This is a genomic window from Streptomyces sp. CA-243310 (assembly GCF_050936775.1).
In the GTDB taxonomy this organism is placed as follows: Bacteria; Actinomycetota; Actinomycetes; order Streptomycetales; family Streptomycetaceae; genus Streptomyces.
Genome location: NZ_JBNJMF010000002.1, coordinates 346,089 through 371,748, shown reverse-complemented (window position 1 = coordinate 371,748; position 25,660 = coordinate 346,089). Strand labels below are relative to the sequence as shown.

25 protein-coding genes are annotated in these 25,660 nt (G+C 71.8%); 11 read left to right on the top strand and 14 right to left on the bottom strand.

Annotated features, from left to right (window positions below):
- Window positions 1–19 precede the first annotated feature (19 nt).
- Window positions 20–481 (bottom strand): MarR family winged helix-turn-helix transcriptional regulator, encoded by a 462-nt coding sequence (locus ACQEVM_RS19260; protein WP_433080661.1) that lies wholly within the window; start codon window positions 479–481, stop codon window positions 20–22.
- Between the two features lie 103 nt (window positions 482–584).
- Between ACQEVM_RS19260 and ACQEVM_RS19255 the strand changes: the two genes are divergently transcribed.
- Window positions 585–977 carry a nuclear transport factor 2 family protein gene (locus ACQEVM_RS19255; RefSeq protein WP_433080659.1) on the top strand — a complete coding sequence of 131 codons (393 nt, stop codon included), beginning with the start codon at window positions 585–587 and terminating at the stop codon, window positions 975–977.
- A 70-nt stretch (window positions 978–1,047) separates the two neighbouring features.
- Here ACQEVM_RS19255 and ACQEVM_RS19250 read toward each other — a convergent pair whose 3' ends face one another.
- The gene (locus ACQEVM_RS19250; protein ID WP_433080657.1) at window positions 1,048–1,587 is read right to left on the bottom strand and encodes an EF-hand domain-containing protein; all 540 of its coding nucleotides are present in this window, start codon (window positions 1,585–1,587) and stop codon (window positions 1,048–1,050) included.
- A gap of 330 nt (window positions 1,588–1,917) precedes the next feature.
- Here ACQEVM_RS19250 and ACQEVM_RS19245 point away from each other — a divergent pair, with 330 nt between their 5' ends.
- Window positions 1,918–2,250, top strand: coding sequence for an SCO4225 family membrane protein (locus tag ACQEVM_RS19245; RefSeq protein WP_433080655.1), 333 nt, complete (start codon window positions 1,918–1,920; stop codon window positions 2,248–2,250).
- Between the two features lie 61 nt (window positions 2,251–2,311).
- Here ACQEVM_RS19245 and ACQEVM_RS19240 read toward each other — a convergent pair whose 3' ends face one another.
- Complete coding sequence (locus tag ACQEVM_RS19240; RefSeq protein ID WP_433080653.1) at window positions 2,312–3,841, bottom strand: helix-turn-helix domain-containing protein; 1,530 nt, start codon at window positions 3,839–3,841, stop codon at window positions 2,312–2,314.
- Window positions 3,842–3,956: 115 nt separating this feature from the next.
- On the opposite strand from ACQEVM_RS19240, the gene ACQEVM_RS19235 reads away from it, so the two are divergent.
- Together ACQEVM_RS19235 and ACQEVM_RS19230 are read left to right on the top strand one after the other, a co-directional pair.
- Window positions 3,957–4,103 (top strand): hypothetical protein, encoded by a 147-nt coding sequence (locus ACQEVM_RS19235; protein WP_433080651.1) that lies wholly within the window; start codon window positions 3,957–3,959, stop codon window positions 4,101–4,103.
- A gap of 36 nt (window positions 4,104–4,139) precedes the next feature.
- A complete protein-coding gene (locus ACQEVM_RS19230) occupies window positions 4,140–4,844 on the top strand; it encodes a DUF4232 domain-containing protein (protein WP_433080649.1) in 705 nt (234 codons plus the stop codon).
- A gap of 135 nt (window positions 4,845–4,979) precedes the next feature.
- On the opposite strand, the gene ACQEVM_RS19225 is transcribed toward ACQEVM_RS19230, so the two are convergent.
- Window positions 4,980–5,234 carry a DUF4404 family protein gene (locus ACQEVM_RS19225; RefSeq protein ID WP_433080647.1) on the bottom strand — a complete coding sequence of 85 codons (255 nt, stop codon included), beginning with the start codon at window positions 5,232–5,234 and terminating at the stop codon, window positions 4,980–4,982.
- Between the two features lie 234 nt (window positions 5,235–5,468).
- Here ACQEVM_RS19225 and ACQEVM_RS19220 point away from each other — a divergent pair, with 234 nt between their 5' ends.
- Window positions 5,469–6,515, top strand: coding sequence for a hypothetical protein (locus ACQEVM_RS19220; RefSeq protein WP_433080645.1), 1,047 nt, complete (start codon window positions 5,469–5,471; stop codon window positions 6,513–6,515).
- Window positions 6,516–6,683: 168 nt separating this feature from the next.
- On the opposite strand, the gene ACQEVM_RS19215 is transcribed toward ACQEVM_RS19220, so the two are convergent.
- The 4 genes from ACQEVM_RS19215 to ACQEVM_RS19200 form a co-directional block, all read right to left on the bottom strand.
- Window positions 6,684–7,220: a DUF1990 family protein gene (locus tag ACQEVM_RS19215; RefSeq protein ID WP_433080643.1), complete on the bottom strand. Its 537-nt coding sequence runs from the start codon at window positions 7,218–7,220 to the stop codon at window positions 6,684–6,686.
- On the bottom strand, window positions 7,217–8,056 hold the full coding sequence (locus ACQEVM_RS19210) for a YndJ family protein (protein ID WP_433080641.1): 840 nt from the start codon (window positions 8,054–8,056) through the stop codon (window positions 7,217–7,219). The genes ACQEVM_RS19215 and ACQEVM_RS19210 overlap by 4 nt, the downstream gene beginning before the upstream one ends.
- Window positions 8,057–8,276: 220 nt before the next feature.
- The gene (locus tag ACQEVM_RS19205; RefSeq protein WP_433085265.1) at window positions 8,277–9,143 is read right to left on the bottom strand and encodes an aminoglycoside phosphotransferase family protein; all 867 of its coding nucleotides are present in this window, start codon (window positions 9,141–9,143) and stop codon (window positions 8,277–8,279) included.
- 111 nt (window positions 9,144–9,254) lie between these two features.
- Window positions 9,255–10,658, bottom strand: a complete 1,404-nt coding sequence (locus tag ACQEVM_RS19200; protein WP_433080639.1) for an FAD-binding protein — start codon at window positions 10,656–10,658, stop codon at window positions 9,255–9,257.
- A 371-nt stretch (window positions 10,659–11,029) separates the two neighbouring features.
- Here ACQEVM_RS19200 and ACQEVM_RS19195 point away from each other — a divergent pair, with 371 nt between their 5' ends.
- A complete protein-coding gene (locus tag ACQEVM_RS19195) occupies window positions 11,030–13,720 on the top strand; it encodes a hypothetical protein (RefSeq protein WP_433080637.1) in 2,691 nt (896 codons plus the stop codon).
- 145 nt (window positions 13,721–13,865) lie between these two features.
- Window positions 13,866–14,216 (top strand): hypothetical protein, encoded by a 351-nt coding sequence (locus tag ACQEVM_RS19190; RefSeq protein WP_433080635.1) that lies wholly within the window; start codon window positions 13,866–13,868, stop codon window positions 14,214–14,216.
- A gap of 231 nt (window positions 14,217–14,447) precedes the next feature.
- Here ACQEVM_RS19190 and ACQEVM_RS19185 read toward each other — a convergent pair whose 3' ends face one another.
- Both ACQEVM_RS19185 and ACQEVM_RS19180 read right to left on the bottom strand, forming a co-directional pair.
- On the bottom strand, window positions 14,448–15,245 hold the full coding sequence (locus tag ACQEVM_RS19185) for a hypothetical protein (protein WP_433080633.1): 798 nt from the start codon (window positions 15,243–15,245) through the stop codon (window positions 14,448–14,450).
- 75 nt (window positions 15,246–15,320) lie between these two features.
- Window positions 15,321–15,731 (bottom strand): ATP-binding protein, encoded by a 411-nt coding sequence (locus tag ACQEVM_RS19180; RefSeq protein ID WP_433080631.1) that lies wholly within the window; start codon window positions 15,729–15,731, stop codon window positions 15,321–15,323.
- 331 nt (window positions 15,732–16,062) lie between these two features.
- Between ACQEVM_RS19180 and ACQEVM_RS19175 the strand changes: the two genes are divergently transcribed.
- From ACQEVM_RS19175 to ACQEVM_RS19160, 4 genes are all read left to right on the top strand, one after another.
- Window positions 16,063–17,673, top strand: coding sequence for a PP2C family protein-serine/threonine phosphatase (locus ACQEVM_RS19175; protein WP_433085263.1), 1,611 nt, complete (start codon window positions 16,063–16,065; stop codon window positions 17,671–17,673).
- A gap of 217 nt (window positions 17,674–17,890) precedes the next feature.
- Entirely contained in the window at window positions 17,891–18,610 is a 720-nt protein-coding gene (locus tag ACQEVM_RS19170; RefSeq protein WP_433080629.1) for an intradiol ring-cleavage dioxygenase, read from the top strand.
- A 169-nt stretch (window positions 18,611–18,779) separates the two neighbouring features.
- Window positions 18,780–19,154 carry a hypothetical protein gene (locus ACQEVM_RS19165; protein ID WP_053683000.1) on the top strand — a complete coding sequence of 125 codons (375 nt, stop codon included), beginning with the start codon at window positions 18,780–18,782 and terminating at the stop codon, window positions 19,152–19,154.
- Window positions 19,155–19,329: 175 nt separating this feature from the next.
- Window positions 19,330–19,704 carry an ArsR/SmtB family transcription factor gene (locus ACQEVM_RS19160; protein WP_433085261.1) on the top strand — a complete coding sequence of 125 codons (375 nt, stop codon included), beginning with the start codon at window positions 19,330–19,332 and terminating at the stop codon, window positions 19,702–19,704.
- Window positions 19,705–19,836: 132 nt separating this feature from the next.
- On the opposite strand, the gene ACQEVM_RS19155 is transcribed toward ACQEVM_RS19160, so the two are convergent.
- The 4 genes from ACQEVM_RS19155 to ACQEVM_RS19140 all read right to left on the bottom strand — a co-directional run bounded on the left by ACQEVM_RS19155 (window position 19,837) and on the right by ACQEVM_RS19140 (window position 25,471).
- A complete protein-coding gene (locus tag ACQEVM_RS19155) occupies window positions 19,837–20,595 on the bottom strand; it encodes an ATP-binding cassette domain-containing protein (RefSeq protein ID WP_433080627.1) in 759 nt (252 codons plus the stop codon).
- Window positions 20,595–21,722 (bottom strand): hypothetical protein, encoded by a 1,128-nt coding sequence (locus tag ACQEVM_RS19150; RefSeq protein ID WP_433080625.1) that lies wholly within the window; start codon window positions 21,720–21,722, stop codon window positions 20,595–20,597. The genes ACQEVM_RS19155 and ACQEVM_RS19150 overlap by 1 nt, the downstream gene beginning before the upstream one ends.
- Before the next feature lie 419 nt (window positions 21,723–22,141).
- The gene (locus ACQEVM_RS19145; RefSeq protein ID WP_433080623.1) at window positions 22,142–23,764 is read right to left on the bottom strand and encodes an alpha/beta fold hydrolase; all 1,623 of its coding nucleotides are present in this window, start codon (window positions 23,762–23,764) and stop codon (window positions 22,142–22,144) included.
- 12 nt (window positions 23,765–23,776) lie between these two features.
- Entirely contained in the window at window positions 23,777–25,471 is a 1,695-nt protein-coding gene (locus ACQEVM_RS19140) for an alpha/beta fold hydrolase (RefSeq protein WP_433080621.1), read from the bottom strand.
- Window positions 25,472–25,660: the final 189 nt, after the last annotated feature.

The window sequence follows — 25,660 nt, the reverse complement described above, 5'->3', positions numbered from 1 at the left end:
TGTCAAGGATTCATTGACGTCATCGTTGTTCGGTGGGTCCGGTGAAGGGGCCCTCGTCGACGAACCGGCGCAGGTTGACGGCGAACGAGCGGGCCTCCTCGGGTGGCCAGGAGCTCAGGGACGCCTCGATGCGCGAGGCCAGGCGCTGCCGCATGATCTCCACCGTGCGTTCGCCCCGGGTGGTGAGTGTCAGCAGGAGGGCCCGCCGGTCGGTCGGGTCCTGTTCGCGGCGCACGAGGCCCGCGGCCTCCAGTCGTGAGGCTCGCCGGCTCACGCCGGATCGGTCCAGGCCCACGTCGGCGGCCAGGTCGGCGGCACTGCGGGGGCCCGTTCTGGCCAGCCCGCTGAGTACCGGGTAGGTGACCTCGTCGACGGCCTCTCCCAGATCCTCGGTGAGGGTCCGGTGCAGGTCGGCCCGGAGGGTGCGCTTGAGCAGGTCGCCCAGGGCGTCGGCGACCTCGTGTCCCGTCTCGTTGTTCACGGTCCAAGAATAGCGTGCGTCGCGCACGCAGTCCGTGTATCCTCAGAAGCGTGCGCAGCGCACGCATTCCCAGGTCGAAGTCGCCCCGTCACGGAGGACAACCATGAGCCACACCAACATCGCCGCCGCCCTCGACGACCTTCTGTTCACCCCGGAGCTCGACCTCCGGGAAGCCGTCGAGCGGCACTTCACCCCCGACTACCGCCAGCGCACGAACGGCACGTGGGACGAACTCGACGGGTTCATCGCCCACATCGCCCACCTGCGCACGGTGGTCGCGACGGGCAGTGTCGAGGTGCACGAGGAACTGACCGACGGAAGGCTGTACGCCGATCGTCACACCGTCGATGTCGTCAAGAAGGACGGTTCCGGCGTCCGCACCGAGGTCTACCTCTTCGGCGAGTTCGCCGCCGACGGCCGATTCCGCCGCATAGAGGAAACCACGCTCATGCTGGCCGGCGGTGAGGAGGACCGGAACCTCGGAAGCGCACGCTGAGCACGGTCGGACGCCGGACGCCGGACGCCGGTTGCCGGTCGCGGGTCGGCAGCCGCCACAGCGCCGGCCGTCAGCCGGACAACCGGCCGCACAACCAGTTGCCCGGTTCCGCCGGATCGTCGCTGATCCAGAACTGGCGCCACAGCAGTGCGAACTCCTCACGGCTGAGGTGGCCGTCTCCGTTCAGGTCGAGCAGTTCGAAGACACCCGTCACGTCCACGGGCCGTCCGTTCCACGTCTCGACGAGCGTGCGGTGTTCCTCGGGGGAGATGCGGCCGTCACCGTTGGCGTCCACCGCGTCGAAGACGGTGTCGGCGGTCGCGGTGACGTCCGCGACCATGGCGGGCAGCCTGTCGACGAGGGCGAGCAGCTCGCCCATGTCGATCGCGCCGTCGCCGTTGGCGTCCCCGACCTCCAGCAGCGCCGCCCACCACCCCATGAGCAGGGATTCCACCCGCGCGCGGACCTCCGTGCCGGGCCCCACTCCCGGCAGCCGGCTCCATCGGGCGACGAGCGAGGCGAAGTCCTCCTCGCGCAGGAAGCCGTCGCCGTCCGCGTCGAACGCGGCGAACATCCCCTTGAGCTTGCGCTCCTGAAACGCGCTGGCCATGAGCGGTCTCCCTCGACGCCGAACCGAACCACGGACGCGGCCGACCCGTCGAGAGCCGGCAGACAGCGCGTAACTCTAGGCCGGGGCACGGCCCCGGTCCCACGAGCACATGTGCGCGAGCGGTCACCCGCCGGCGGGTGACCGCTCGCGCACGGGACGGGGAGCCCCCACCCCCGCGGGGCCCTGACCGGTGGCCGGTCCCGGGTGGGCGTGCTCACCCGGGACCGTGATCGAGCGCAGACCGAACTGGGTACGGGTACTCACGACAGACCCCCGGTCCCTCCCGAAACATGGGGAGGGAAAGAGCAACCACTTCCGAGGGGGCACACCGTGAACGCCCGAACCTTCATGCGCCTGACCGTCGCCAACCGCGCGTCGGCGATCTACCTCGGTCTGATCGCCTGCCTCGCCGCGATGGCCACGGCCGTGACCCTGTTCGCCGACGACCCCGGATTCGTCTGGGTGTGGCCCGTCTTCCTCGCCCTGCCCACGTTCTTCCTCGTGGGCTCGCTCGGAGCAGCCGTGTGGGGCGGGACGTCGATGCCCGACTGGTTCTTCTTCGGAGGCATCCTCCTCTCCGTCCTGATCCAGTCGTTCGCACTGGGAGTGCTCCTGGAGGGCCTGCGCCGCCGCCGTACCCGCACCGACCCGGGCCGCGCCTGACGTCCGGAGCCGGCGCCTTCGCGACCGTACGCACGAGGAGTTCAACGCGGCGGCCGGGGAATCACAGGACAACCCACTCGCTGCGGTCCGGCCACCAGCCGTACCTCGGTCGGCCCTCCAGCGCGCTCGTGCGGAACGGCCGACCGCCGTCGTCCACGCGCACCGTGCCGCGCCGGTCACCACTGCTCCAACCGACCTCCAGGTACCAGCTCGCCAGATGTCCCTCGGTGTGGACCTCGAGGTTGAACACCTGCGGGTCGTGCGACGAGACCTTGAACGGGAAGCCCTTGGCGGGCACGGTGGATCCGCCGTCCTGACCATCCTTCGCCCTGGTCACGGGCCGGGCGTCGTCCAGGTCGATGTCGAAGGTCTGAGGGGTGATGCCGCTGCCGCAGCCGTCGCCCATGGAGAAGGCCCGCCACGGGAGCGGCGCGGCGCGCTCGACCACGCGCACGTCGATCCCGGTGATGACCACCGCCTCGTCCGCACGGCCCTTCGCGGTCAACTGGAGCCGCATCGCCCCGGCGTCAACGGCCCCGAGCGCCCTGGCCCACCCCCGGGTGTCCTGCGGGGCGCTGGGCGGCGGTACCTGCCCCTCCGGCTGGTCGAGCAGGTAGTTCACCCCGCAGGGCGCGTCCCAGTTGTACGAGCTCACGCCGACGCTCGGTGGCTGCACGGCCGCACCGTCGCCGGAGGGCGGTGTCCCCCCGGGTGTGCCCGACCCTTCCCGGCGGCCGGGCGCGGGCGAACTCGCCCCGGTGTCGGGGGAGGCGCCGGCGCCCGCGGCGGGGGAGCCGCTCGCCGTGGGGGAGGTCGAGGCGGAGACGCTCGTACGGGGCCCGGGGACGTACGGCGCGGTCCGGCTCGACGAGGGGTTCACGGGAGCCGAAGGCCCCGAAGGAGTCGGCTCGTCCGCGACGTAGCGGGTCACGGCGTACGCCGCCGGCACGGCGAGCACGGCGATGGTTCCGGCCGCCAGGGCGATCCGTACGCCTCGGCGCCGCGCGGGGAATCCCGTGGTGGCGGATCGCGAGGAGTCGCGACCGAGGCGGGGTCGGCGCGTGGTGGGCGTGACGGCGCCGGCCGCCGGTGCCGCCCCGGCCTCCGGATCCGGGCCCCCATCGGATTCCGTTTCCGTTTCAGGCATCGGTCTTGGCGTCGGCTGCGGTGACTCGGCGTCCTTCGGCGCGTTCTCGGCCGAGGACGCCGGGGAGTGCGGACCGCCCGCGTCGGCCGCTTCACCCGGCGTCGCATCCGCGGTGCCCGCCGCCTTCGCGAGGTTCACCGAACCGGTCCCCCCGGCCGCCGCTTCCGCCGTGGCGGTCGTCGTCACCGGCCGCGGACGCCGCCGCGCGTCGTCGGCGATGATCCAGCGGCGGTGTGCCTCCACCAACTCGTCGCGGGTCGCCCCGCACTGCTTGGCGAACCGTTCGACCGTCCCGAACTCGGTCGGAACGGCGTCTCCGTTGCAGTACCGGTGCACCGTCGACGTGCTCACGTGCAGCCGCCCGGCGAGCGCTCCGTAGCTCAGCCCCGAACGCTTCTTGAGCCCGCTCAGCAGTCCGGCCAGGCCATCCGATCCCGTGGTCACTCGGGTCCCCCGCTCCATGCGTCTTTCCAGCCAGGCGTTCCAGGGACAGGTCATCCGACCAGCTCACAGGCCGTTCCACGTCCCAACGTCCCCCATTGTCGCGTGGATCTGGCACATGATCGGCACAGCCCCGCAACCTTGGGACAGCGCCACCGAGACCGGAGTCGCCATGCCAAGACGTTTCGGCGCGACCGACGTGGTCGCCGTCGCCGTACTGATCGCCTGTATCTCGGTCCTGACCACACTCCTGGGCCGTCACTGAACCCGTGTCACATCCCACCAGAAGGACGACCGCATCATGCGCACCATCCGTACCCGTCGCACCGCCCTGACCGCCTGCACGGCCGCGCTGCTCGCGGCCACCACCCTGACCGCGTGTCAAGGCAACGACCCGCTGACCAAGGAGCCGTCGCCCGCCGGCGCGGCCTCCGTCGTGCAGCCCTCGGGTGGCACCACCGACAGCGGCAACGCGCAGCCCGTCGGCCACACCGCCAACGGGGGGCCCGCGTCGACCGCCAAGGGCGGCGCCGGGGACGGCAACAGCAAGGCGAGCGGGGGCAAGGGCGGCGCGGAGGCCGGTTTCGTGGCCTGCGCGGCCGGTTCCACGAGGATCGTGGCCACCAAGGTGGAGCGCCCCATCAACCACATGCTTCTCACCGTCACCAACACCGGCAAGCGCGCCTGCGACGTCTACCTGGCGCCCGCGCTGCGCTTCGACGACGAACAGGCCGCGACGCAGATCGTGGAGGACAGCAAGCCGCAGGCCGTCGCGACCCTCGCCCCGGGCGAGTCCGCGTACGCGGGGGTGACCCTCAGCAGTGCGACCGGTGAGGCGGCCCACGGCTACAAGCCCAAGAACCTCCGCCTCTACTTCGCTGCCCGCAACGGTTCCGGTTCGGTCGGCGCCCCGGTCAAGGTGGCCCTCCCGGCGGGCACGTACAAGGACGACAGCGCGGCCGTCACGTACTGGCTCACCTCGATGCAGGACGCTCTGCGGTACTGAGCGCCCGTCCCGTCACGCCGCGTCGTCCCGATCGACCGCGCCCCACTCGCGCTCGCCCCGTTCCGAAGCCGCAACACCGCCCCGAGGCGGGGCCCGGGGCGGTGCGCGGGGTGGGTCGGGGTGCGGTGAGGGGGCTCAGATGCCGATGTTGGCCAGGTTGACGCCGATGTTGCGCAGGGTCGCGGCCAGGGAGGGGTGCTTCACCTCGAACCGTTCGGCCGCGAGGTGCAAGGAGTCGGACATGCCCGGATCCTCGGCCGCCTCGTCCGCCTCCAGCCGGTCGAGCAACGCCTCCAGGTGCTCGCGCTCGTGTGCCGGCAGGCCGGCTCCCGTCGTCCGGAGCTCCGCACGCAGTGCCTCCAGGTGTTCCCTCGTCGCATGGTTCGGCACCGTGTCTCCTCCGTCGCTCGCCGCCTCGCCCGGGGTCCGTCCCCCGGCAGCGGATACCGACCATCTGCCCGCCCCCGCGTCCCGCACGCCTCCGGGAGCCGGCGAGGCGCGTGGGTGCCGCTCCGGAACTACCATGGAACCGTACGGTCGACACGACCCGATCGGCCCGAGTCCCTTCTCGCGGTCGCGTGCACCCGCGCACGCGAACCCGAGGGGTGAGCGATACCGATGACGATGAAGCGAACCGCTCGACGGCGGAAGCGAACCGCTCTACGGCGCGTCGGCGACAGGGTCCCCGACCTCGCCGCCGCTGCCGCCGTCGCGTGCCTGCTGCCCGGAGGTGTGGCCGTCGCCGGCGAGGCCGACACGGCGGGGCCTGCCTCGGCCGACACGGTGGTCGCCGCGGACGAGACCTGCGCGACCTCACTGCCGGACAGTTTCTGGCGGGCCCCCGTGGACCAGCTCCCCGTGCATCCGAACTCCGCCCGGTACGTCTCCTCGATCGGCTCCTCGGTGCCCCTGCACCCGGACTTCGGGTCGGGCCACAGCGACGGCGAACCCTTCGGCATCCCCATCACCGTCTCGGACGAGAAGCTGCCGGAAACGAAGGTCACCCTGGACTACGCCGACGAGAGCGACAAGACCGGGTACCGCATCCCGCAGGACGCCAGGATCGAGAACGGTCCGGCGAGCGAGGGGGACCGGCACGTCGTCGTATGGGACCGCGACCTGTGCAAGTCCTACGAGCTCTGGAACGCGAAGCAGGAGGGCGACAACGCCTGGCACGCCGGAGGCGGCGCCGTATTCGACCTGAGGACCAACGATCTCCGGCCCGACGGGTGGACGTCCGCCGATGCCGCCGGCCTCGCCATCCTCCCGGGGCTGGCGCGCCACGAGGAGGCGGCGTCCGGGCACATCGACCACGCGATCCGGGTCACCGTGCCGCGCTCGGACCGGAGTCACGTCTGGCCCGCCAGGCACCAGGCGGGCACCGCCTCGGACCCGTCACTGCCTCCCATGGGGTTGCGACTGCGGCTGAAGGACTCGGTGGACACCTCGACGATGGGCCCGCAGGCCAAGGCGGTCGCCGAAGCGCTCAAGAAGTACGGCGCCATCGTCGCCGACAACGGCTCGGCCTGGTTCATCACCGGCGAGGAGAACCCCGGTTGGGACAATGCCCAGCTCGACGCGCTCAAGACCATCAAGGGATCGGACTTCGAGGCGGTCGACACATCGGGACTCCGGCAGTCGCCGGACTCGGGAGCCGTGGAGCCCGAGTGAGCCACCGGCCGAGGGCGCGCGGCACGCCGGTCTCGCGGGTGCGTTCCGCGACCGACACGGCCCGCGGGCGCACCCACCCGGCGCCGGATGCGAACCCGCCCGCCACCGCTCCCGAGTGAACGAGCGGCCACCGCTCCCGCACAGGCGAACGGCTCACCCCCTCCGGAGTCAGCGGGCCCGGAGCAATCCGCGCAGCCTGTGACCCAGCAGCCGGGCGTAGGCACGCTGCAGGACCGGTACCGCCGGGCCCGCGAGACGGGTGTACCAGCAGCCGGGCCGGCTGAAGGCGGCCACCGTGAACCACACACCGCCGTCGACGTCCATGTCCACGACGAAGGACTCCTCGCCGCATTCCGGGTGGCCCTTCAGCGTCCCGTACGCGAAACCGACGCGGTCGGGCTCGTACGCCGTCCAGATCACCTGGCACGGAGCGGTGACGCGCAGCGGCCCGATGCCGATGCCGACCTCCACCCGCCCGCCGGGAAGCAGGGGGCCCTCCCGGTCCGTGGCCACGCGCATTCCCGAGGCGCGGTGCGCCCGGAGGGTGGTGACCGCGGCGCCGGCCGCTTCCAGGTCGGGCCGGCCCTGCCCGATCCGGACGCGGTACTCCAGGTGGTTGTATCCGGCCGGCAGCGGCCGAAGGGCGGTGGCGCCCGCCTCGGGGTAGTTGACGGTGTCTCGGTCGGGGCTGAAGAGTCGGGTCATGGGGTCTTCTCCGTCAGGTCGGGGCCCAGCCGGTGCCAGGCGAGCATCGAGCAGAGGGCGAATCCGAGGGCGTTGCCGAGGCCGTGGGTGGCTGCCATCCAGGTCAGGGTGGGATGGGTGAGGCCGGTGGCCTCGCCGAGGGCCCACCACAGGGCGAGCAGCATGGTGGCCACCAGGACCGCGGCCGAGGTCGACAGCAGCGCGCCCGTGACCCGTCCGCGGGACCGCGGACGGATCTCCCGCCAGGTCAGCAGGGCCACCGCCCACATCCCGCCGGTCAGGACCACGGCGCCCACCAGCTCGGCCCAGTCGCCGACGAAGTAGCCGAGGAGCACGAGGAGCGTGCCGGCCGGGACGCTGTACGCCGCCGCGCGCGAGAGGCCGCCGGCCGAGGACGGGGCGGCCCGGCACACCAGCCCGGCGACCAGGGCGGCGGCGAAACCGGCGAAGTGGAAGTGCGGGACGGTCAGCGCCAGGATGTCGAGATCGAAGCCGAACAGACGGTGTCCGCCGCGTTCGGCGACCAGGGCCGTCGCGGCCACCGAGGGCGTGACGAGCGCGGTCAGCACGGCGATCTCGGCCGGGGCGAGCGAGCGCGTCCGCAGCAGCCGGGCCGCGGCCGTTGCCGCGAGGACCAGAGTGGCGGCGGCGTAGAGACCGGCGAGCACGGTGGCGAGGGATCCGCGCGGGAACCACAGGCACAGCGCCCCGGGAACGGCGAGGAGCGGCCACAGCCGGGCGAGCCGGTGTGGCCCGACCGGATCGATCAGACGCAGGCCCGCGGGAACGATTCCCAGCATGCCCAGGGTGACGATCAGATTCACCAGTACCGTCATCGCGGACCCCCTCCGGCTGCGCCGCACGCGCGGAGCACTGAACGCTTGAACGCGTTCAACTCATACCCGTGACCCTACGGGGTTCGTTGAACATGTTCAAGACGGACGGTGGTCAGGCCGGGGCGTGGGCTGGGATCCGGCTCGGGACGCGGGTCGAGATGGGGCCGGGACGTGGGCCGCCCGAACGGAGCGCGGGCCCTTGGGTGCAGGCCCCCGGGTCTCACGCGCGGGACCCGAGGACCTCCCGGATGACGTGCCGGGCATTGGCCGAGATGATCGGGTTGGTCCCCCGGTAGTACGGCAGCTGGATGACCGCCATGGACAGGGCCCAGGTCGCGTCGTCCACCTCCACCACGTCGCGGTACACCCGTCGGGCCGAGGCGGGCAGCAGATTCCAGGCGGGGACGAGGTCGGTCGCCGGCTCTCCCAGGCCCACGGTGCCGAAGTCGATGACGGCCGAGACGCGGTCACCGTCCAGCAGGAGATTGCTCGGCATGAGGTCGGAGTGCGTCCAGCGGGCCGGCCCCGTCCACAGCGGTGCCGCGAGGGCCTCCTCCCAGGCCGCGGTGATCTCCTCGACGTCGAAGGGTTCGTCGGTACGGCGCAGCTCCTCGACGGCCTCCCGCACCTCCCGGTCCTCGCTGATCAAGGGTGCGCCGCGGTGCGCGGGCGGGCCGCCGGGGAGTTCGATCCCGCGGAACGCGACCGCGAACCGGGCGAGGTCCCGGGCCACGGACTCGGGCTCCGCCAAGGCGCCCTCGACAGGGCTGCGGCCCTCGAGCCACCGGTGCACCGCCCAGCTCAAGGGGTAGCCCTCCCCCGGGGCGCCGGTCGCGACCACCTCCGGGATCGGCAGCGGCAGCAGCGGCGCCAGCCGGGGGAGCAGCCGTGCCTCCGTCGCGATGGCCTCGGCGCCGCCGGGGCGCAGCGGCAGCCGGACGGTCAGGTCGTCACCGAGCCGGTAGATCGCGTTGACCGTGCCCCCCGACGCGAGCCGGGTGATCGGCAGATCCCCCCACCGGGGGAACTGGGCGCGCAGCAGGCCCCGGACCAGATCGGCGTCGATCTCCGCCTCGTCCGCGTGCATCCTGCCCATGTCCCCACCCGGCTCTCTCGATTCCCGCCCGGATCCTCGCACGGCCCCGGCCGGCCGGCCTTCGACCGGGCCCGGAGCGCACCCCTCCGCCGCAGCGCCCCGTCAGAAGATGCGTTGGCCGGGCGTGAGGATCCCGTCGGGGTCGTAGCGGTGCCGCGCCGCCTTGAACTCGTCCCAGAACGGGCCGAAGTGACGTACCCAGTCGTCCGTGGTGAGCGGCACCGACCCGATCGGATACCAACGGCCCCCCACGGCGAGCGTGGCGTCGTACTGCCTGCGGTTCGCGGCGACCATCTCCTCGGCGGAATCCGCACCGGGGGAAGCGGTCTTGAGGAGGGAGAAGAGGTAGGCCAGCTCCTCGTCCGGCATGACCGGGAGCGGCGTCGCGCACTTGGCGGTGAGAACGGGGTACAGCAGGACCACCGCGCTCGCGCCGACCGAGCCGCCCTTGAGGGTCGCGAGCGTCTCCGAGACGACGGAGTCCACGGCCGACGCGGGGAGCAGGCTGTCGAACCAGGGGTGGGGGCGCCTCCACTCGCCCATGGACTCGAACACCTCCACCATCGGGGCGATCCGGTTCAGGAAGTCGAAGTACGGCAGGTCCCGGACCTCGACCGCGGTGTGGTCCAGGTCCCCGATGAGCCGGGCGTCGTCGGCGGCCGTCCCGTCGTAGGCCGCCGCCTCGATCATGTAGCTCCAGCCCTCCGGGGAGGGCGTGTGAGCCTGTCCGACGAGGTAGTCGAAGCGCCCTTCCCCGATCAGTGCGGCCTGCTGCGCGGTGAGTGCGGCGAGGCTGGGGGCGGCGAGCGTGTAGAGCCGTACGGAGCGGGGCGCGGGGACCAGCGCGAGAGTGGCTCGCGTGATGATCGCGCACTGACCGAGGCCGCCGAGGACGGCATGGAACAGGTCGGGACGCACGGTCGGCGAACAGGTCGTCAACTCGCCCTCACCGGTGACGACCTGGAGTTCGAGCACGTTGTCGACCTGCGTGCCGTGGTGACCGATCTGTCCGCCCAGGCCGCCGGCGGAGAGCGTGCCGCCTATGGAGAGTTCCAGGTAGTCGGTGAAGGCCGGCGGGGTGAGCCCCCGGGCCAGGGAAGCCCGGACCAGAGTGCTCCAGCGGACTCCGCTCTGGACCACGGCGGTGCCGTCGTCGCGGATCTCGACGGAGTCCAGGGTGCCGAGGTCGACGACGAGCCCGGAGGCCACCTGGGCCTGCCCGTTGGTGGAGTGCCCCTGGCCCCGCCCGGCCACCTTCAGTCCGCGCGCGCGACAGTGGCGAACCATCGCGGCGACGTCCTCGGCGGAACCCGGCCTGAGGACCGCGGCGGGCGGCTGACGGACGAGGCCGCCGAAATCGGTGGACGCCGCGTCGAGGGAGCCGGCGTCGAAGCACAGCTCCCCGTCCAGCGCGGGGACCGGGCCGAAGACACCGGCGAAGTCACCGGCGAAGTCACCGGCGGGTGCCGGATCCGGCGTCGGGGCAGGGAGGTGGGGAGGCGTCACGCTTGCTCCAGATCGACTCGGGTACGAGGAACGCCCCCGGCCCTCAGGGGAGTCGGCGGCGGTGGTCGGCGGCGTGCCCGGCCCACAGCACGCACCATATCCACGGACCCGGACCCGGTTCCCGTACATTTCGGCCGGCACCGTGCCGGAAGGCACCCCGCACCGGCCCGACAGACCTTCGGGCAACCCGCGCATTTCCCGGCGGGAGAGCACTTCGCGCCGCTAACGTGGCGGAACTCACTGCCGTCGGGGGGCGGGCGGTCGATCGCGATCGTCAGGGCGTGTTCTCTCCCGGCCGAGCTCTGTCTCGCGGCGGTGTCCGCAGGATGGCGGGCGATGCCGCCCGTCGCCTCGATGCACAGAGGAGCAGTGTGCAACGGCCGCTTCCGCAGGGGATCGAGTACCTGATCGAGCAGTTCGACACGTTCGCGGCCGACCGGGGGGAAAGCCGCAGGTTACCCGTGGTGCTGTTGAAACGTGACCCCGGCGCTCCCGGCTCCGTGCAGGAATCCACGGCGCGCACGGTGATCATGGGATATCGGGACCGACTGTACGAACGGGACCTCGACCGCACCGTCGACCTCGTCCCCCACGCGCTCCTCGAGGACGCCGACGCCACCGCCCCCGAGACGCCGCCCGGCGAGATCCCCGGCGCCGAGATCGACCCACACGTCGCCCTGCTGGACGCCTTCGTGGACCAGTTGGAGAACTCCATGCCCCACGACGCGGGGGAACTGCGGCTCCCGCGCTTCCACACCTGCCGTGCCGTCCTGGAGGTCTCCGTCGGCGCCGGTTCGGCGGCCGGCAAACGACGCCGGCTGCGCGACGAGCTCTACACCGAACTCCTGGCCCGCAGACCGCTCCTGGGGACCCTGGCCAGGGTCGCCGGCGCCACCGGCGGCAGCTTCCTGGTGAACATCTGGCTCTCCCTGTTCCAACTCCTCGTCGTCGGACTGCCCCGCCGCCTCTACGGTCTGTGGCTCAGCAGACGTCGATCACTGCGCTGGGTGGGCTCCCGCAGACCCAAGGGCGCGAACTTCCTGCGCATGGCGTTGACCATCACCCGGGCCGGCACCTCACGGCACAACCACGCACTGATCCAGCGCATGCTGCTCATGGCCCTGCTCAACGACCTCTCCCGGGCCGCCAAGCCCTCCCGACTCTGGATCTACCGCGGCCGCCGACGCTGGCCCTTCGTCCTGCTCCTCCCGGAGGTCGGGGAGGAAGGCACTCCCGTACGCGAACTCCTCGACACCTACGCGGACATCGTCCGCACCGAACCGCCCGCGCCGCTCATGGTGCTGGGCGCCCTGACCGGCGGAGCGCCCTCGTACGCGCAATCCGTACCCGCCGACCCCCGCAGCGTCACCGGTCTCGCCGACCGCGTCCACGCCCTGTACACCCGGCGCTCCGCGTCGGCGGTCCACCTGGTCCCGCTGTCCGCGAGGGACGACGACGGACCGGCCGACCGCTGGCTGGAGACCAACCCGATAGTGGAGGTACGGGCGAACGGTCGGGGCGACTACGTACGCGCCGTGGCCGCCCCCGTCCTGGTGCTCGCCCTCGTGGCCGCTGGACTGGTCGTCTTCACGAACCGGGCCGAGCCCAAACCTTCCTGCCACCAGGTGAGTTCGGGGGAGATCGTCGGTGTCACCGACGGAAGCGAGTGCCACCTGGGCATCGCCGGGCGCGACGACGAACTCCTGTCCCTGGAGGCCGTCGCCGCCCGGCAGAACGAGGACGCGAAGCACAGCGGACGCCCGTACCGCACGGTGGTGTTCTTCGCGCCGCTCACGGCGGAACCCGGGGACTCCACCCCGGTGAGCATCCAGAGCCTCCGCGGCGCCCTCACCGCCCAGAACCAGGTGAACAGCCGCGAGGGCGACGTGGTCCAGATCCGCCTGCTCATCGCGAACTCCGGAAAGTACTTCGCCTACGGATCACAGAACACCCAGGGTCCGGACATCGCGCAGGAGATCGTCCAGAGGAAGGACCGGGACAAGATCGCGGCCGTGGTCGGCATCACACAGAGCCGGCCCGCCTCGTTCGCGGCGGTCGCGGAACTCTCCGCCGCCAGCATCCCCGTCATCGGCAACTCGGTCACCGGCAGCAAGATGGTGGACGAGCGGGCCTCCGCCTACTACTTCCAGGTGTCGCCCTCGGACGACCGCATCGCCGAGGTGATGGCCGAGTTCGCGTCGTACTCCGAGCAGATCGGCGAGCTGACGACGACCAAGGACGGCAGCCGGACGGCCGTGGTGGTCTACGACCCGGAGGACGAGTTCTTCAGCTCCGACCTCCAGACGAGGTTCACCCGGTACTACACCGGCGGCAAGGTGGTGACCGTCCCCTACTACGAGCACCGCAACGGGCAGATCGTCTCGGAGGTGGCGCGCGACATCTGCGCGGAGGTCCGGGCCACGGGCGGATTCATCGTCTACGCGGGCCGCTCGGGCGAGATGCCGGGACTCTTCGACGCCATCCAGGGCACCGCCGACTGTCGGAAGGCGGACGGCAAGCAGGTCGCCGTCCTCTCCGAGAGCACGGCCGCCAAGTACCTCCAGGACCCTGAGGACATGCTCAGGAAGCACTCGGTCCTGAGGCCCTACTACGTGATGTTCAACAACTCCAACGGCAAGGAGAGCGCCGACAGCCCCTACTCCGAGTTCACCTCCCGCTTCCGGAACGTCTTCAAGGACGGATCGGTACCGGAGGGAAACGCGGCCGGTGCCTACGACGCCCTCCGCGTCGCCTCGGAGGTCGTCAACTCGGTCTACGCCCAGTACAAGACGGCAGAGAACAGCAACGCGCCGTTCCAACCGACGGACGTGTACGCCCGCCTCTCCAACCCGGGGGTGCAGAACTTCTCCGGCGCCTCCGGTCTCCTCTCCCTGGACAGCCGCCACAAGTACCCGCCGAACAAGGCCGTCTACGTACTCGAATCGCACCTCGACAAGAGCGTGACCACCTGGATGGCGTGCGGCCTGCTGCCCGACCAGCCGCCGGGACTGAACAACCCGGCGACCTGGGGGAGGCCAGGGAAGACCCGCCCCTGCCCGTGACCCGCCCGGCGCCCGCCGGACATCCGGAGGACCCCCAGGTCAGAAGGACGGTCCGGGCTGCGGGATAGTGATCGCCGGGGCGAGCCCTCCCGCTCGCCCCGCACCAGCGACACGACATCCCAGGACGACCGAGATGGAGCCCCCGATGGACGTACGTTACTTCGAGCGGATCACCGCTTTCATCGAGGCGCGGCTCACCCCGCTCTTCGCCGAGGAGACGGGCAGCGAGAACGGCTTCGCCATGGACGACACCTCCCGTGCCCTGCGCGCGCTGCGCAACGCGGCGCTGGAGGCGTCCGTGGCCAAGACGCTCATCGGACAGCGGGACGCGGCGGACCCGGCGGTCCGCCGGGTCATCGACCAGGCGGTCGAGCACCACTGGGACGTGCTGCGCGGCATCGCGCGCCAGTGGGAGGACCACGCCGACTTCGCGCGCGAGTTCAAGCGCCACGCCTGGGAACTGGACGAGGCCCCCGCGGTAGCCGCCGCCCCGTAGCCGTCCACCGACCGCCGGCGGCCCGGTCGCGGTCCTCACGGGCACTCGTCCCGGCCGGGACCGCGACCGCGGCGCGCGCTCATCATCGCCCCAGGCTTCCTCGCGCCCGAGCAGGCCCAGGGGCTCGACGTCACCGGCGCCGCCGACGTGTTCGCACTCCAACAAGGCGAGACCAAAACTTCGATTGAGGTGCGGCGCGAGCGCGGGCCGCACACGGGCGCGCGGGAGGCGTCAGAGCGCGAGGACCGGACGGATGGAGAACTCCTCGCAGAGGCCCTCGCCATCCGACCCGTGCACGAACTCGGCCATGAAGGGGTTCCGGTTCGCCGTGGCCAGGGGAAGCCAGGCCAGCATGTGTCCGTAGCCACCGCACACCGACTCGCCCCCGTCGCCGCCGTGGACCGACGTGACGTCGCTGGTCAGCTCCGTGCGGTAGGTGTCGTACGCGATGCGCAGCCCGAAGGCGTTCCGTCGGTTCTGCGGGCCGCTGTCGTCCCCGTAGGGGATGCGGTCGAGTGGTGCCTCGTTCCCCCATCGGAAGAGGGTGTCGGCCCCCGCGCCACAGGCGTGTTCCCACTCATCGGGGCTCGGGACGCGCAGGCCGCGACCCGCGAGCACGGCCGCCATGTCGGCCGGCGGCTCCGTGAGTTCCTCGTCCTCCACGGCCATGAGCGACGTGGCCACCCGCACCGTCCGGCGAGGGCTGAGCACCCGCGCGAGGTGGCTCCGCAGATCGGCGCCGTGGCCGAAGCCCTGCCGCAGACTCTCGGCGTAGTCGGCCTCTTGAGCCGGTGTCGGCCGCCAGTTGGCGAGGTCGAAGCCCAGGGACACCGATCCGCCGGGTATCAGGGCGAACTCCTGCCCGTTCCACTCGATCCGGACCCGATGGTGCGGGGCGCCGAGGTGTTCCGTGGTCTCGACGAGCGTCACCCGGCCGTTCACCAGGCCGGCGGCCTCCCGGGCCACGCGGCGAGCGGTGGGCAGGTCGAAGGACCGCCATTCGAGGTGGGTGAGATCAGCGAGCGACATGGCCGCAGTGTGGCACGCGGGGCTGACAACACGACGAAGGCGATCGTCGCCGTGAGTGGAACGCGGCGGATGTCCTCAGACGAGGCGCAACAAGGCGGTGATCGTCTTGCCGTGTGCGTGGGTGTGGACGTCGACATGGTCGGACAGGCGTTGGACGAGTGGCCATCCGTACCCGCCCGCCCGACCCGGCTCTCCGGTCCGGATCCGGGTGGCGGGCGGGTGGGGACTCGTGTCGCCGACGGCGAGCCGCAGTCCGTGATCGACGAGTTCGGTGCGGAAGGCGGTGAGGCCGCCGCCGTGGCGGATGGCGTTGGTGACGAGTTCGGAGGCCACCAGGATCGCGTCCGCGGCCGTGACACTGTCCAGGCTGATTCCCGCGTACGTCAACAGGTCCCGGACGACGGCGCGGGCCGCCGCGGCGTTGCCGGGGACCGGGGGCGCGGTGCCGGACGCGGAATCGGGGGGCGCGAGGCCGGTGGTGGCCACGTGACCGTCTTCCCCGCAGGGCGTGGAGCCGGGGGGTCCTTCGGCTGTCGTGGGCGGGTTCATACCGTCATCCTCTGCCCATCGGCTCGCGTCTCATGTCTCGATACGCGTGTTCGGACAATCGGCGCGGACGTGGTGTTCACCACGTGATCGCCGCCTCCGGGCTGTCGGCCTTGCGGAAAGCCGGTCCCGTTCCCGTGACTTCGAACAGCCGGCGGACCGGCACGTGCGGAGGGCCGGCCAGGACGAGTACCGCTCCGACCCCCTCGTGGGCCGCACGCGCGGCTCCCGGCAGGCATTCGAAAAGGCGCCCCCAACCGACCTCTGGGCCCTGGCCCCCTGTCCCGTCATCGTGGCCGACGAGGCCGGTACCGTCGTGGAGGCCAACCCGGCGGCGACCCTCCTGTTGGAGGGCGCGCTGCCCGGAGCACGCATGCCGGACGTGGTCCCCGCCTGGCCGGCCAGGGGCCACGCGGAGGCGACCGGGCACACCCGACTGCCGACCCGAGGCTCCCCGGACGCCTCCCCGCACAAAGAGATCCTCCCTTCCGTGTGGGGGCGGATCTCGGCGCAGACCTACGAAGCCCACGCGACCCGGGGCCACGACGAACTCGTCGTGTGGTGGCTCGTCGACGACACGGACCGGCGACTGGCCGAGGAGGCGCTCGCCACGGAGCGGGAACGCACCAGGTTCCTCGCGGAGGCGTCCGACATCCTGCTGGCCTCGCTCGACTCCGACAGGTGCATGGACGCCACGGCCCGGTTGGCCGCCGATTACCTCGCGGACGTGGCGATCGTGGTCACCCCGACGTCCGGCCGCAGACTGCCCGTGGCCCACGCCATCTCCGGTCAGGACGTCACCCGCACCCTGGTCGCGGCAGATCCCACGCAGGTCCCGGGGCTCAGCGAGGCCCTGCAGGGGTTCCCGCCGGCGCCCTCGCGCTGGATCGACCCCGCGACCCTGCCCGGCTGGATCCTCCCGTCCGGGTTCACCGGCCCGATCCGGTCGGTCGTCGTCGCCCCCCTGCCCGGCCACGGTGTGCCCGCCGGAGCCATGGTCCTGCTCCGCGGCACGGACCGCGCCGAGTTCAGCGAGAACGAAGAGGTGTTCGCCCGGCTGTTCGCCGCCCGGGCCGGCGCGGCCCTGTCCGCCTCCCGGCTCTACAGCGAGCAGAGCGCCATGACCCGGACCCTGATGCGCGACCTGCTGCCTCCCCGGCTGCGGCACCTCCACGGGGTGGAGTTCGCCGGAGGCTACCGGCCCGCCGGCGCCAGTGAGCGCGTGGGAGGCGACTTCTACGACATCCACCCGGGCAGCACCGAGGCCGAAGCCTCCCTGGTGGTCCTCGGCGACGTGTGCGGCAAAGGCCTCGACGCGGCCATCCTGACGGGCAAGATCCGCAACACGCTACAGGCGCTGACACCGATGGCCGCGGACCACGAGCGGATGCTCCAACTCCTCAACGCCGCCCTCCTCACGTCCCACCACACCCGCTTCGCGACCATGGTGATGGCCTCGGTCCAGAGGACCGGGAGCCGGGTGCGACTGCGCCTCACCTCCGCCGGCCACCCCAGCCCCCTCGTGGTCCGTACGGACGGCGCCGTCGAGGAGGTTCCCACCCACGGCATGCTGATCGGAGCCCTCGACACCATCGAGGCACACACCGTCGAGGTGATCCTGGACCCGGGAGAGACCTGCCTCCTCTACACCGACGGATTCACCGAGGCCCGCGGTGGGCCACTCGGCGACGAACTGTTCGGTGAAGAGCGGCTGAAGCGAGCCCTGTCGCAATGCGCCGACATGCCCGCCCAAGCCGTCGTCGAACACGTCCAGTCGCTCGCCTCCCAGTGGCTGCGCGACGGCGCCCACGACGACATGGCGGTCGTCTCGATCACCGCACCCCGGACCACCCGGCGAGGAACTGGTGCGGTGCGCCGATGAGTGCCTTGACGCCCATCCACGCCTGCGCGTCCTGCACATCACCGGCATCCGTCACCTCTTCCCCCGCACCGGGGTAGGCCGTACGGACGTCACCCGCACGGTGGAGTCCCGCACGGGCCGGCGGAGCGTACGGGTGGCTCTTCGAGTGAGGCGGGCGGCGTCGAGGCCGGGGGTGGGGCAGGGTGGAGCCGTCCACGAGCCTGCCCGGGGGTGTCCCATGGCCGATTCCGATCCCTTCTCGACGAGCCGTCGCGCGGTCCTGCTGGCCGCCGGTTCGGCCGGTGTCGCGGCCCTCGCCTCGGGCTGCGCGGGCAGCACGTCGAAGGCCGGGTCGTCCGACCGGGTCGCGGCCGTACCGGTGACCTCCGCGGCGGGCACGGCGACCGCGTCCACGACCGTCCCCGCCTGCGTCCTGTCGCCGGAGTCCGGTGAAGGCCCCTACTACGTGCCCGATGCGCAGGTCCGCTCGGACATCGTGGAGGACCGCGGCGGCGTGCCCTTGCACCTGGACCTGACCGTGGTGCGGACCGCGCGGGGATGCAGACCCCTGGCCGGCATCGCCGTGGACGTCTGGCAGGCGGACGCCCTCGGGAAGTACTCGGCCGACGGTGCCACGTTCCTGCGCGGCACCCAACGCACCGACGGCTCCGGCAAGGTGTCCTTCCGGACGATCGTGCCCGGCTGGTACGCGCACATCGCCCCGCACGTCCACGTCAAGGTGCACCCCGACGCGCGCACGGAGGCAGCCACCCAACTCTTCCTGCCCGAGGACCTGTTGCGGCAGGTCTACCGCCGTGACCCGTACTCCCGCCGGAAGGCCCCGGCCCACCCCAACACCCGTGACGACCGCTTCGCGGCCAAGGGCGAGCTGCTGACGCTCGGCCCGATCGCCGACGGGGCCGGCTACCGCGCCTCGTTCACCATCGGTCTGCGCTGAACCCCGGACCGGGGCGAAGGGGGAAATCGCGCCAAACGCTCCGTTCCGCCCCCGTCGCCGCGAACGATCACTAGCGTGGTGAGCGCAAACGGCCCGGTGCCGCGGTGGGCGACCACGCGGGTGCCGGGCGTCGACGCATCGGCGAAGAGCAGTGAGGGAGTGGGCGACGATGGCGAATGTGGAAGTCTCCTTGAAGGAGACGATGACCTCGATCGAGGGGGCGCTGGGTGTCGCGCTGGTCGACTACACCAGCGGTATGGCCCTGGGAACCCTGGGCGGTGGCAAGGACCTTGACCTGTTGGTCGCCGCCGCCGGCAACACGGACGTCATCCGTGCCAAGAACCGCACCATGGAGATGCTGGGTTTACAGGACGACATCGAGGACCTGCTGATCACCCTCGGCAGCCAGTACCACCTGATCCGGCTGCTGAAGGGCCGCGGGACCAACGGTCTGTTCCTGTACGTGGTCCTCGACAAGCGCAACTCCAACCTGGCCATGGCCCGCCACCAGCTCAAGCGCATCGAGGAAGCGCTGGAGCTCTAACCGGCGGTGTTCAAGGGCTCACGCATGCCCATGAGTTGAAGAGATCTTCAACTCGGCACATCCGAAACCGTTCATACGTGGCGCGCGTGGGCCCGCCGGGCGGAAGGCTGGAGACCGGCGGGGCCGTTCCGCCGGCCGCCCCCATGTCCCCTCGACAGCAGGAGCATTCGTGGGAATCCAGGTCCCTCTGTACCAGGCGAAGGCCGAGTTCTTCCGGATGCTCGGGCACCCCGTCCGTATCCGCGTTCTCGAACTCCTGCAGAGCGGACCGATGCCCGTACGCGAACTCCTGGCCGAGATCGACATAGAGGCATCCAACCTCTCCCAACAACTGGGCGTCCTGCGCCGCTCGGGCATCGTCGTCTCGATCCGCGACGGCTCGACCGTCAGCTACGCCCTGGCCGGCGGTGACGTCGCCGATCTCCTCCGCGCGGCTCGCCGCATCCTGACCGAGCTGCTGGTGGGGCAGAGCGAACTCCTCGCCGAACTCCAGCAGTCGGCCCCGGAGCCCAGCCGGGCCGGCGCGGTCGCGGACCCCGGTCGCCCCTGATCGGCTCGGCGGTGTGGTGGATCGGTGTGGTGGAGGGGCCCCGCCCGTGCTCCGTCCGCCCTGCGTGGCGGATCGGAACACGGGCGGCGTCAGGCTGCCGCTCCGCGGACCCGGGGGCGACACCTCACGATGTCAGCGGTCCAGGGAGAGTGCGTACAACTCGTGGAACCTGCCCCCGTCCAGGTTCGCGAGCTCGTCGAAGGAACCCTGTTCCACGATCCGGCCCCCGTCCAGGACGACGATGCGGTCGGCCAGACGGCAGTTCTCCAATCGGTGCGTGACGATCACCGTGATCCGGTCCTGCTTCATATCCCGCAGGCCCGAGAACACCATGTGCTCCCCCCGCGGATCCATCGCGCTCGTCGGCTCGTCCATGACCAGCAAACCCGGCTTCCGGTGGAACGCGCGCCCACACGCGAGCCGTTGCCACTGACCGCCGGAGGGCTCGTGCCCGCCCCAGAACGAGCGGGCCAGGAGGGTGTCCAGGCCGTTCGGGAACTCCTCGACGGCCGTCCGCATGCCCACGGCGTCCAGGGCCTCCCACACGGCCTGTTCGCCGCGCGGATCGGGCCGGCCGAGCGTGATGTTCTCCCGCGCGGAGAACGGCCAGTACCCGTACGACTGGGTGACGAGGCCGACGTGTCGCCAGGCGCTGCGCTGGTCGGCATCCGAGGTCGGGACGCCGTCCCAGGCCACGGTGCCGGAGGTCGGTGCCGTCAGTGAGGTCAGCAGACGGATCAGGGTGGACTTGCCCGCGCCGTTCTCCCCGATCACGGCGACGACCTCGCCCCGCGAGAGGGTGAGGGAGATCGGCCCGAGCGCCGGGCTGTCCTTGCCGGGGTAGGTGTAACCGGCCTCCTCCAACCGGATCTTCTCCGGAGCGGCCTCCATCACCTGGGGCCGCGCGGGCCGGACTTCTCGGCGGCCTCCTCCACGAAGGCGGTGTAGTCACCGAGGTAGAGCGCGTGCTGGAACATGGCCGCCCCGTAGACGACGAGCTGGGAGAGGGCCGCGGTGGACGTCCGCATCGCGACGATCGCCGTGCCTGCCGCCGCGAGGGCCATGTACCCGCCGACGACGAGCCCGGCCAGCGCACCGTAGGTCGCCACGACGAAGACACCGGAGGCGGCGGCGGCGATCAGGTGAACCACGAGGTACCGGGGCGCGGAGGCGACCATCCTGGAGTCGATCCGCTCACAGACGGCCGCGTACCAGTGGTGGGCGTACGGCCGCATGCTGTTGCCGCGCAGCTCGTCGGCGAGCTTCGGCGTGGTCAGGTGCCAGCGCATCATGTGCTTGATGTTGCGCGAGGCGATCGTCTGGTTGTGGAGGCGGTAGTCGAGCCGTGCGGCGTACACCGATCCGAGCCCGCGGGGCACCACCGACAGCAGGAGCAGCGGCAACAGGACGGGGTGGACCACGGCGAGCACGGACGCCACGGCGATCATGTCGATCAGGCCACCGGTGAACCCGAGGGCATCCTGGAGGAGCATGGCGGAGCGGGCGGAGCCGGTCTCGGCGGCCTCCGACCGCTCGGTGAAGTCGGGAGCGTCGTAAGCGGCGAGTTCGACGTCCATGTGCGCGTCGACCATGGCGAGGTCGGCGAGGGTCGCCATGCCGGGATTGAGGCGCCGCGCCGCGCTGCCGGAGGCGAGGGAGGCCAGCGCGCCGAGCGCGGTCATCGCAGCGGCGATGACCAGCGGCCAGAGCGCGTCCGAGATCCGTTCCCGGACACCGTCCCCGGCCAGGAGCGGCACCATCGCGCGGGAGACCGCCGCGAGGGCCGCCGCCGTGCAGATCCCGCCGAGGACCTGGGCGGCGATCAGCACGTGGAAGGCGGTGCGGTTCACGGCGAGGGCGAGCCGTGCGGTCTGCCGGAGGGCGGAGGGAACGCGGCGGGCCATCTGCCCGAGCGACAGCGCCTCCATGGTCTCGTTGTGCCGGCCCCAGGTGTACGTGAACTCCGGAGGGGGCGGTGGCGCGGCGGCTTTCTCTGTCTCGACCTGCTGCTCGGACATCTAGATTCCCCTTCGACCAGGTTTCCTTGGAGGCCGGTTCGCCCGTGTCCGCGCAGGGAAAGTCGACCCGCCCGCGCCGTGTGCGGCGGGGCGGTCGCGTGGTCGCGGGGAACCGGAGGGAGTGAGTAGAGCGCAGGCCGGCGGCGGGAGCAGCGGGATCTGGCCGACCTCGTGGTGACGGTCCCCTTGGCGTGGCAGCTGATCGTGTTCGGGTGCCGTCGGGCTCCCGGGCGTCGCCGCGGGAGAGGTTGGCCGGAATCGGCGGGTACGGGGGTCGCGTCGTCGGAAAGGGCTTGCGGCCCCGAAGAGCCCGCGTGGTACGGAACGATCCGGCGGCCGAAGCGCACGTATTCACGCAGGTCGGGGGCGGTGGCCGGGCAGGGCGGTGGACCACCGCGGGCAAGGGACGATCGACCCGGTCAGTTCTTCGGTGCGATCTCGAACTCGGGCGGTTCGGCGTCGGCGACGCATCCGGTCTTCGGCGCGGTCGGGGCGTCGAAGAACGAGAGGGTGATCTCCTGTGCGCACGGGGACGCCGCGAAGGCCACGTGGGCGACGTAGGGGATGGTGACGACGGTGGCCCGGCTCAGTGTGCGGGCGACGTACGGGCCGTTGTCCGCCCCGGTCTGGGCGTCGAACCCGGCCGACATCGCGAGGGTCGGGACATCGCTCCGCGTCACGTCCCGGATCGAGCGAGGCGCGGCGGGAACGTTCCAGGCGGCGCAGTCCGCATGGATGAAGGGGAGTTGAGGTCCCTGGGCCAGGACCGAGCGGGGGAACGAGGGGAAGGCCTCCCGCCCCGCGCGCAGTACGTCGGCCTCGCTCTCGAAGGGCACCCACTCGCGACAGAAGACGCCGTAGGCGAGCCCCTGGGAGATCCTTCCGATGGCCTTGGGGCTGACCTTGCCGCCCGCCCACTGCTCGGCGATCCGCTGCGGCTTGCCATGGGCGAGTTCGTCGAGGGAACGGGGCACGCCGGCCGCGAGGTGGGTGGCGGACGTCAGCCAGTTCACCAGTGCCCCGCCGTCCAGTACGACCTTCACCGGCTCCGCGCGGCCGGGCACCGTGACCGTGGTGGTGATCGGACGGGCTTCGAGCCGGCGGACGAGCCCCTCGAAGGTGTCCGACAGGTTCGGGTAGCGGCGGTTGCACGCGGGCTCGCGCGCGCACGCCCGGAACAGTCCGTCGAAGCCTTCGCGGGCGCTCGCCCAGGTGAGCGCGGGTCCGGCCGTGGACGGCGGCAGGATGCCGTCGAGGCCGACGGACCGGATTCCCTCCGGGTGCTCCCGCAGGTAGACGAGGGCCAGGTCGGTGCCGTAGGAGATGCCGAACACGTTCCACTGCGCCAGGCCCAGCGCGACGCGCAGATCCGCGTAGTCGGCGGCGCTCTCGGTGCTGTCGTAGGCGGCGAGGTCAGCGCCTCGGCCCGCCAACTGATCGCGGCAGGTCCGCGTCGCGTCGACGTGCATGCGCCCGGTGGAGGGAGCGTTGTAGACGAGGCCCACCGAGCGTGCGGTGAACTCGTCGACGACGGGGCAGGGCAGTGCCGGGTCGGCCGAGTAGGTTCCCCGCTGCGACATGAAGATCACGTCCCGGTCGCGGTTCAGCCCGCCGTCGATCGCCATCTGCGCCTCTCCGACGGCGTCGTCGCCGGGCCCTCCGGCGAACCAGACGATCGGGTCGGCTTTCGGAGTGCTCGCGGCCGCCGCCACGATCGCGACACCGAGGCCGATCTTTCGCCCGTCCGGCTTGCCGCGGTTCTCGGGGACCGTGAGCGTTCCGCACCGCGCCCCCTTGAGCGCGGGGATCGGATCGGGAGTCTTCGGGCAGGGGCCCGGCTCGTACCGTGCGTCGCCCGCCGCGCGGGCGGCCGTACCGATCGCCGCTCCCGCCGCGAAGCCGGTGGCGAGGTCACTGCCGGCCGCCTGGGCGGCGGGCGCCACCACCAGGCCGGCGACGAGGACGCCGGCCGCCAACCCGGCCGCCACGGCCGGGTGTCGCGGGGCGGTGCGGCTGCGGCGGAGCGCGTCGTTCGGTGTCATCGGGCCTCCCGGTCACCTCGGGACGATCGTGAACGGCTTCGGCTTGAGGTTCGCCACACAGCTCGTGTCGGGCGCGGTGGGACGGGCGAGGAAGGAGGCCAGCACCTCCTGCGCGCACGGCGACTGCGGGACGACGAAGTGCCCGATGCCGGGGATCCGCACGACGGTCGAGCGGGACAGGGTCTTCGCCGTACGAGCACCCCAACTCGCCCCGGTCTTCGCGTCGTACGTCCCCGAGACCACGAGCGTGGGAATCGAGCTGACCGGAGCCACCCGCTGGGACGCGGTGCGATCGGGCACCTTCCAGACACCGCACACCTCGTGTTGGAAGGGAAGTTGCGGCGCTTGGGCGAGGACCGTGTCCGGCCAACCGGGGAAGGCCCGGCGCCCCGCCCTCAACACGTCGGACTCCGAGTGCCCAGGCACCCATTCGCCGCACGCCACCGACTCCGTCAGACCGTGCGCCGTCTCGCCGACGGCGGGATGCGCACCGGCCGCGCGTGCCCGGGCGAACCGTTCAGGGCGGCCGCGGGCGAGCTCGTCGAGCGCCGCCGGGACGTCGGCGGCGGGCACGGAGTTGGAGACCAGCAGGTTCAGCAGCGCACCCCCGTCGAGGACCACCTTCACGGGCTTCCCGCCGCCGGGTGGCGAGGCGTCGAGCGTCATCGGTCGCGCCTCCAGCCTGCTCACCTGCTGAGCGAGCGTACGAGGGAGGTTCGGGTAGCGGCTCTTGCACTTCGGTTCCGCCTCGCACGCGCGGAAGATGGCGCCTATGCCCTCCTGGGCGCTGCTCCACGTCCACGGCAGGTTCACGGTCTGCGGTGGTGTGACGGAGTCGAGCGTCACCGATCTGATCCCCCCGGGATGGTCGCGCATGTAGGTGAGGGCCAGGTCGGTGCCGTAGGAGTACGCGTAGACGTTCCATTGACGGATGCCCAGGGCCGTGCGCAGATCGGCGAAGTCGGTCGCGTTCTCCAGGGTGTTGTAGGCAGCCAGGTCGGCGCCGTCGGCCGCGAGACGGTCCCTGCACTCCTTCGTCGCGCGCAGTTGGAGGCGACGCGTGGACGGCGAGTCGTAACCGAGACCCACCGCCTGGCCGGAGAACCGGTCGATCTCGGGGCAGGCCAGGTTCGGTTGCGAGTGGAGGTTCCCGCGCTGGGCCATCACGATCAGCTCGCGGTCGCGATTGAGACCCGCCTCGACCAGGAAGGGGATGTCGTCGAACGCATCGCCCCCGGGACCGCCCGCCATGTACACCACCGGGTCGGCGGCGGGTTTCGCCGATGCGGCGGGAATGACGGCGACGGCCAGTCGGATGGTGCGACCGCCGGGGCGCGCACGGTTCTCGGGGACCTCCAGGAAACCGCACCGGGCGTGGTCGAGCGCGGCGACCGGCTCGGTCGTCTCCGGACACGGACCGGGCACGAACCGCGGCGGGGCAGAGGGGGTGGACGCGGTGGCCGAAGGGTTGCGCGCCGGGCCTCCGGGGAGGCCGTACGCGTCGGTGCGGCTCGGCGCCGCGGCCGCTCCGACCCCTGCCAGTACGACCAGGGCGAGAGCCGCCGCGGTGGCGGCGCCGCTCGCTCCGGTGAACGTGCCGGCGGGGCGCGTGCGGGGGGCGCACCGTCGCGGGGCGGAGGACCGGCGGCTCTCCGGGTCACCGTCCAGGGGACCCGTGCCGCGCGGGCTGTGGGTGTGATGGGCCATGTGATCGCGTTCCTCTGCCGCCATCCACGCGGGACCGGCCGGACATCGCCCATGATGCGGGCGGATCGCACATATCTGGACCATACCGGGTGCCTCGAACGCTCGCACACGGGCGGCCGGGGATCGGTTGTGGGTTCCGACAGTCGGCGGGGTGCCGTGGCCGGCGTTGCGCGCGCCCGGGGATTGCGG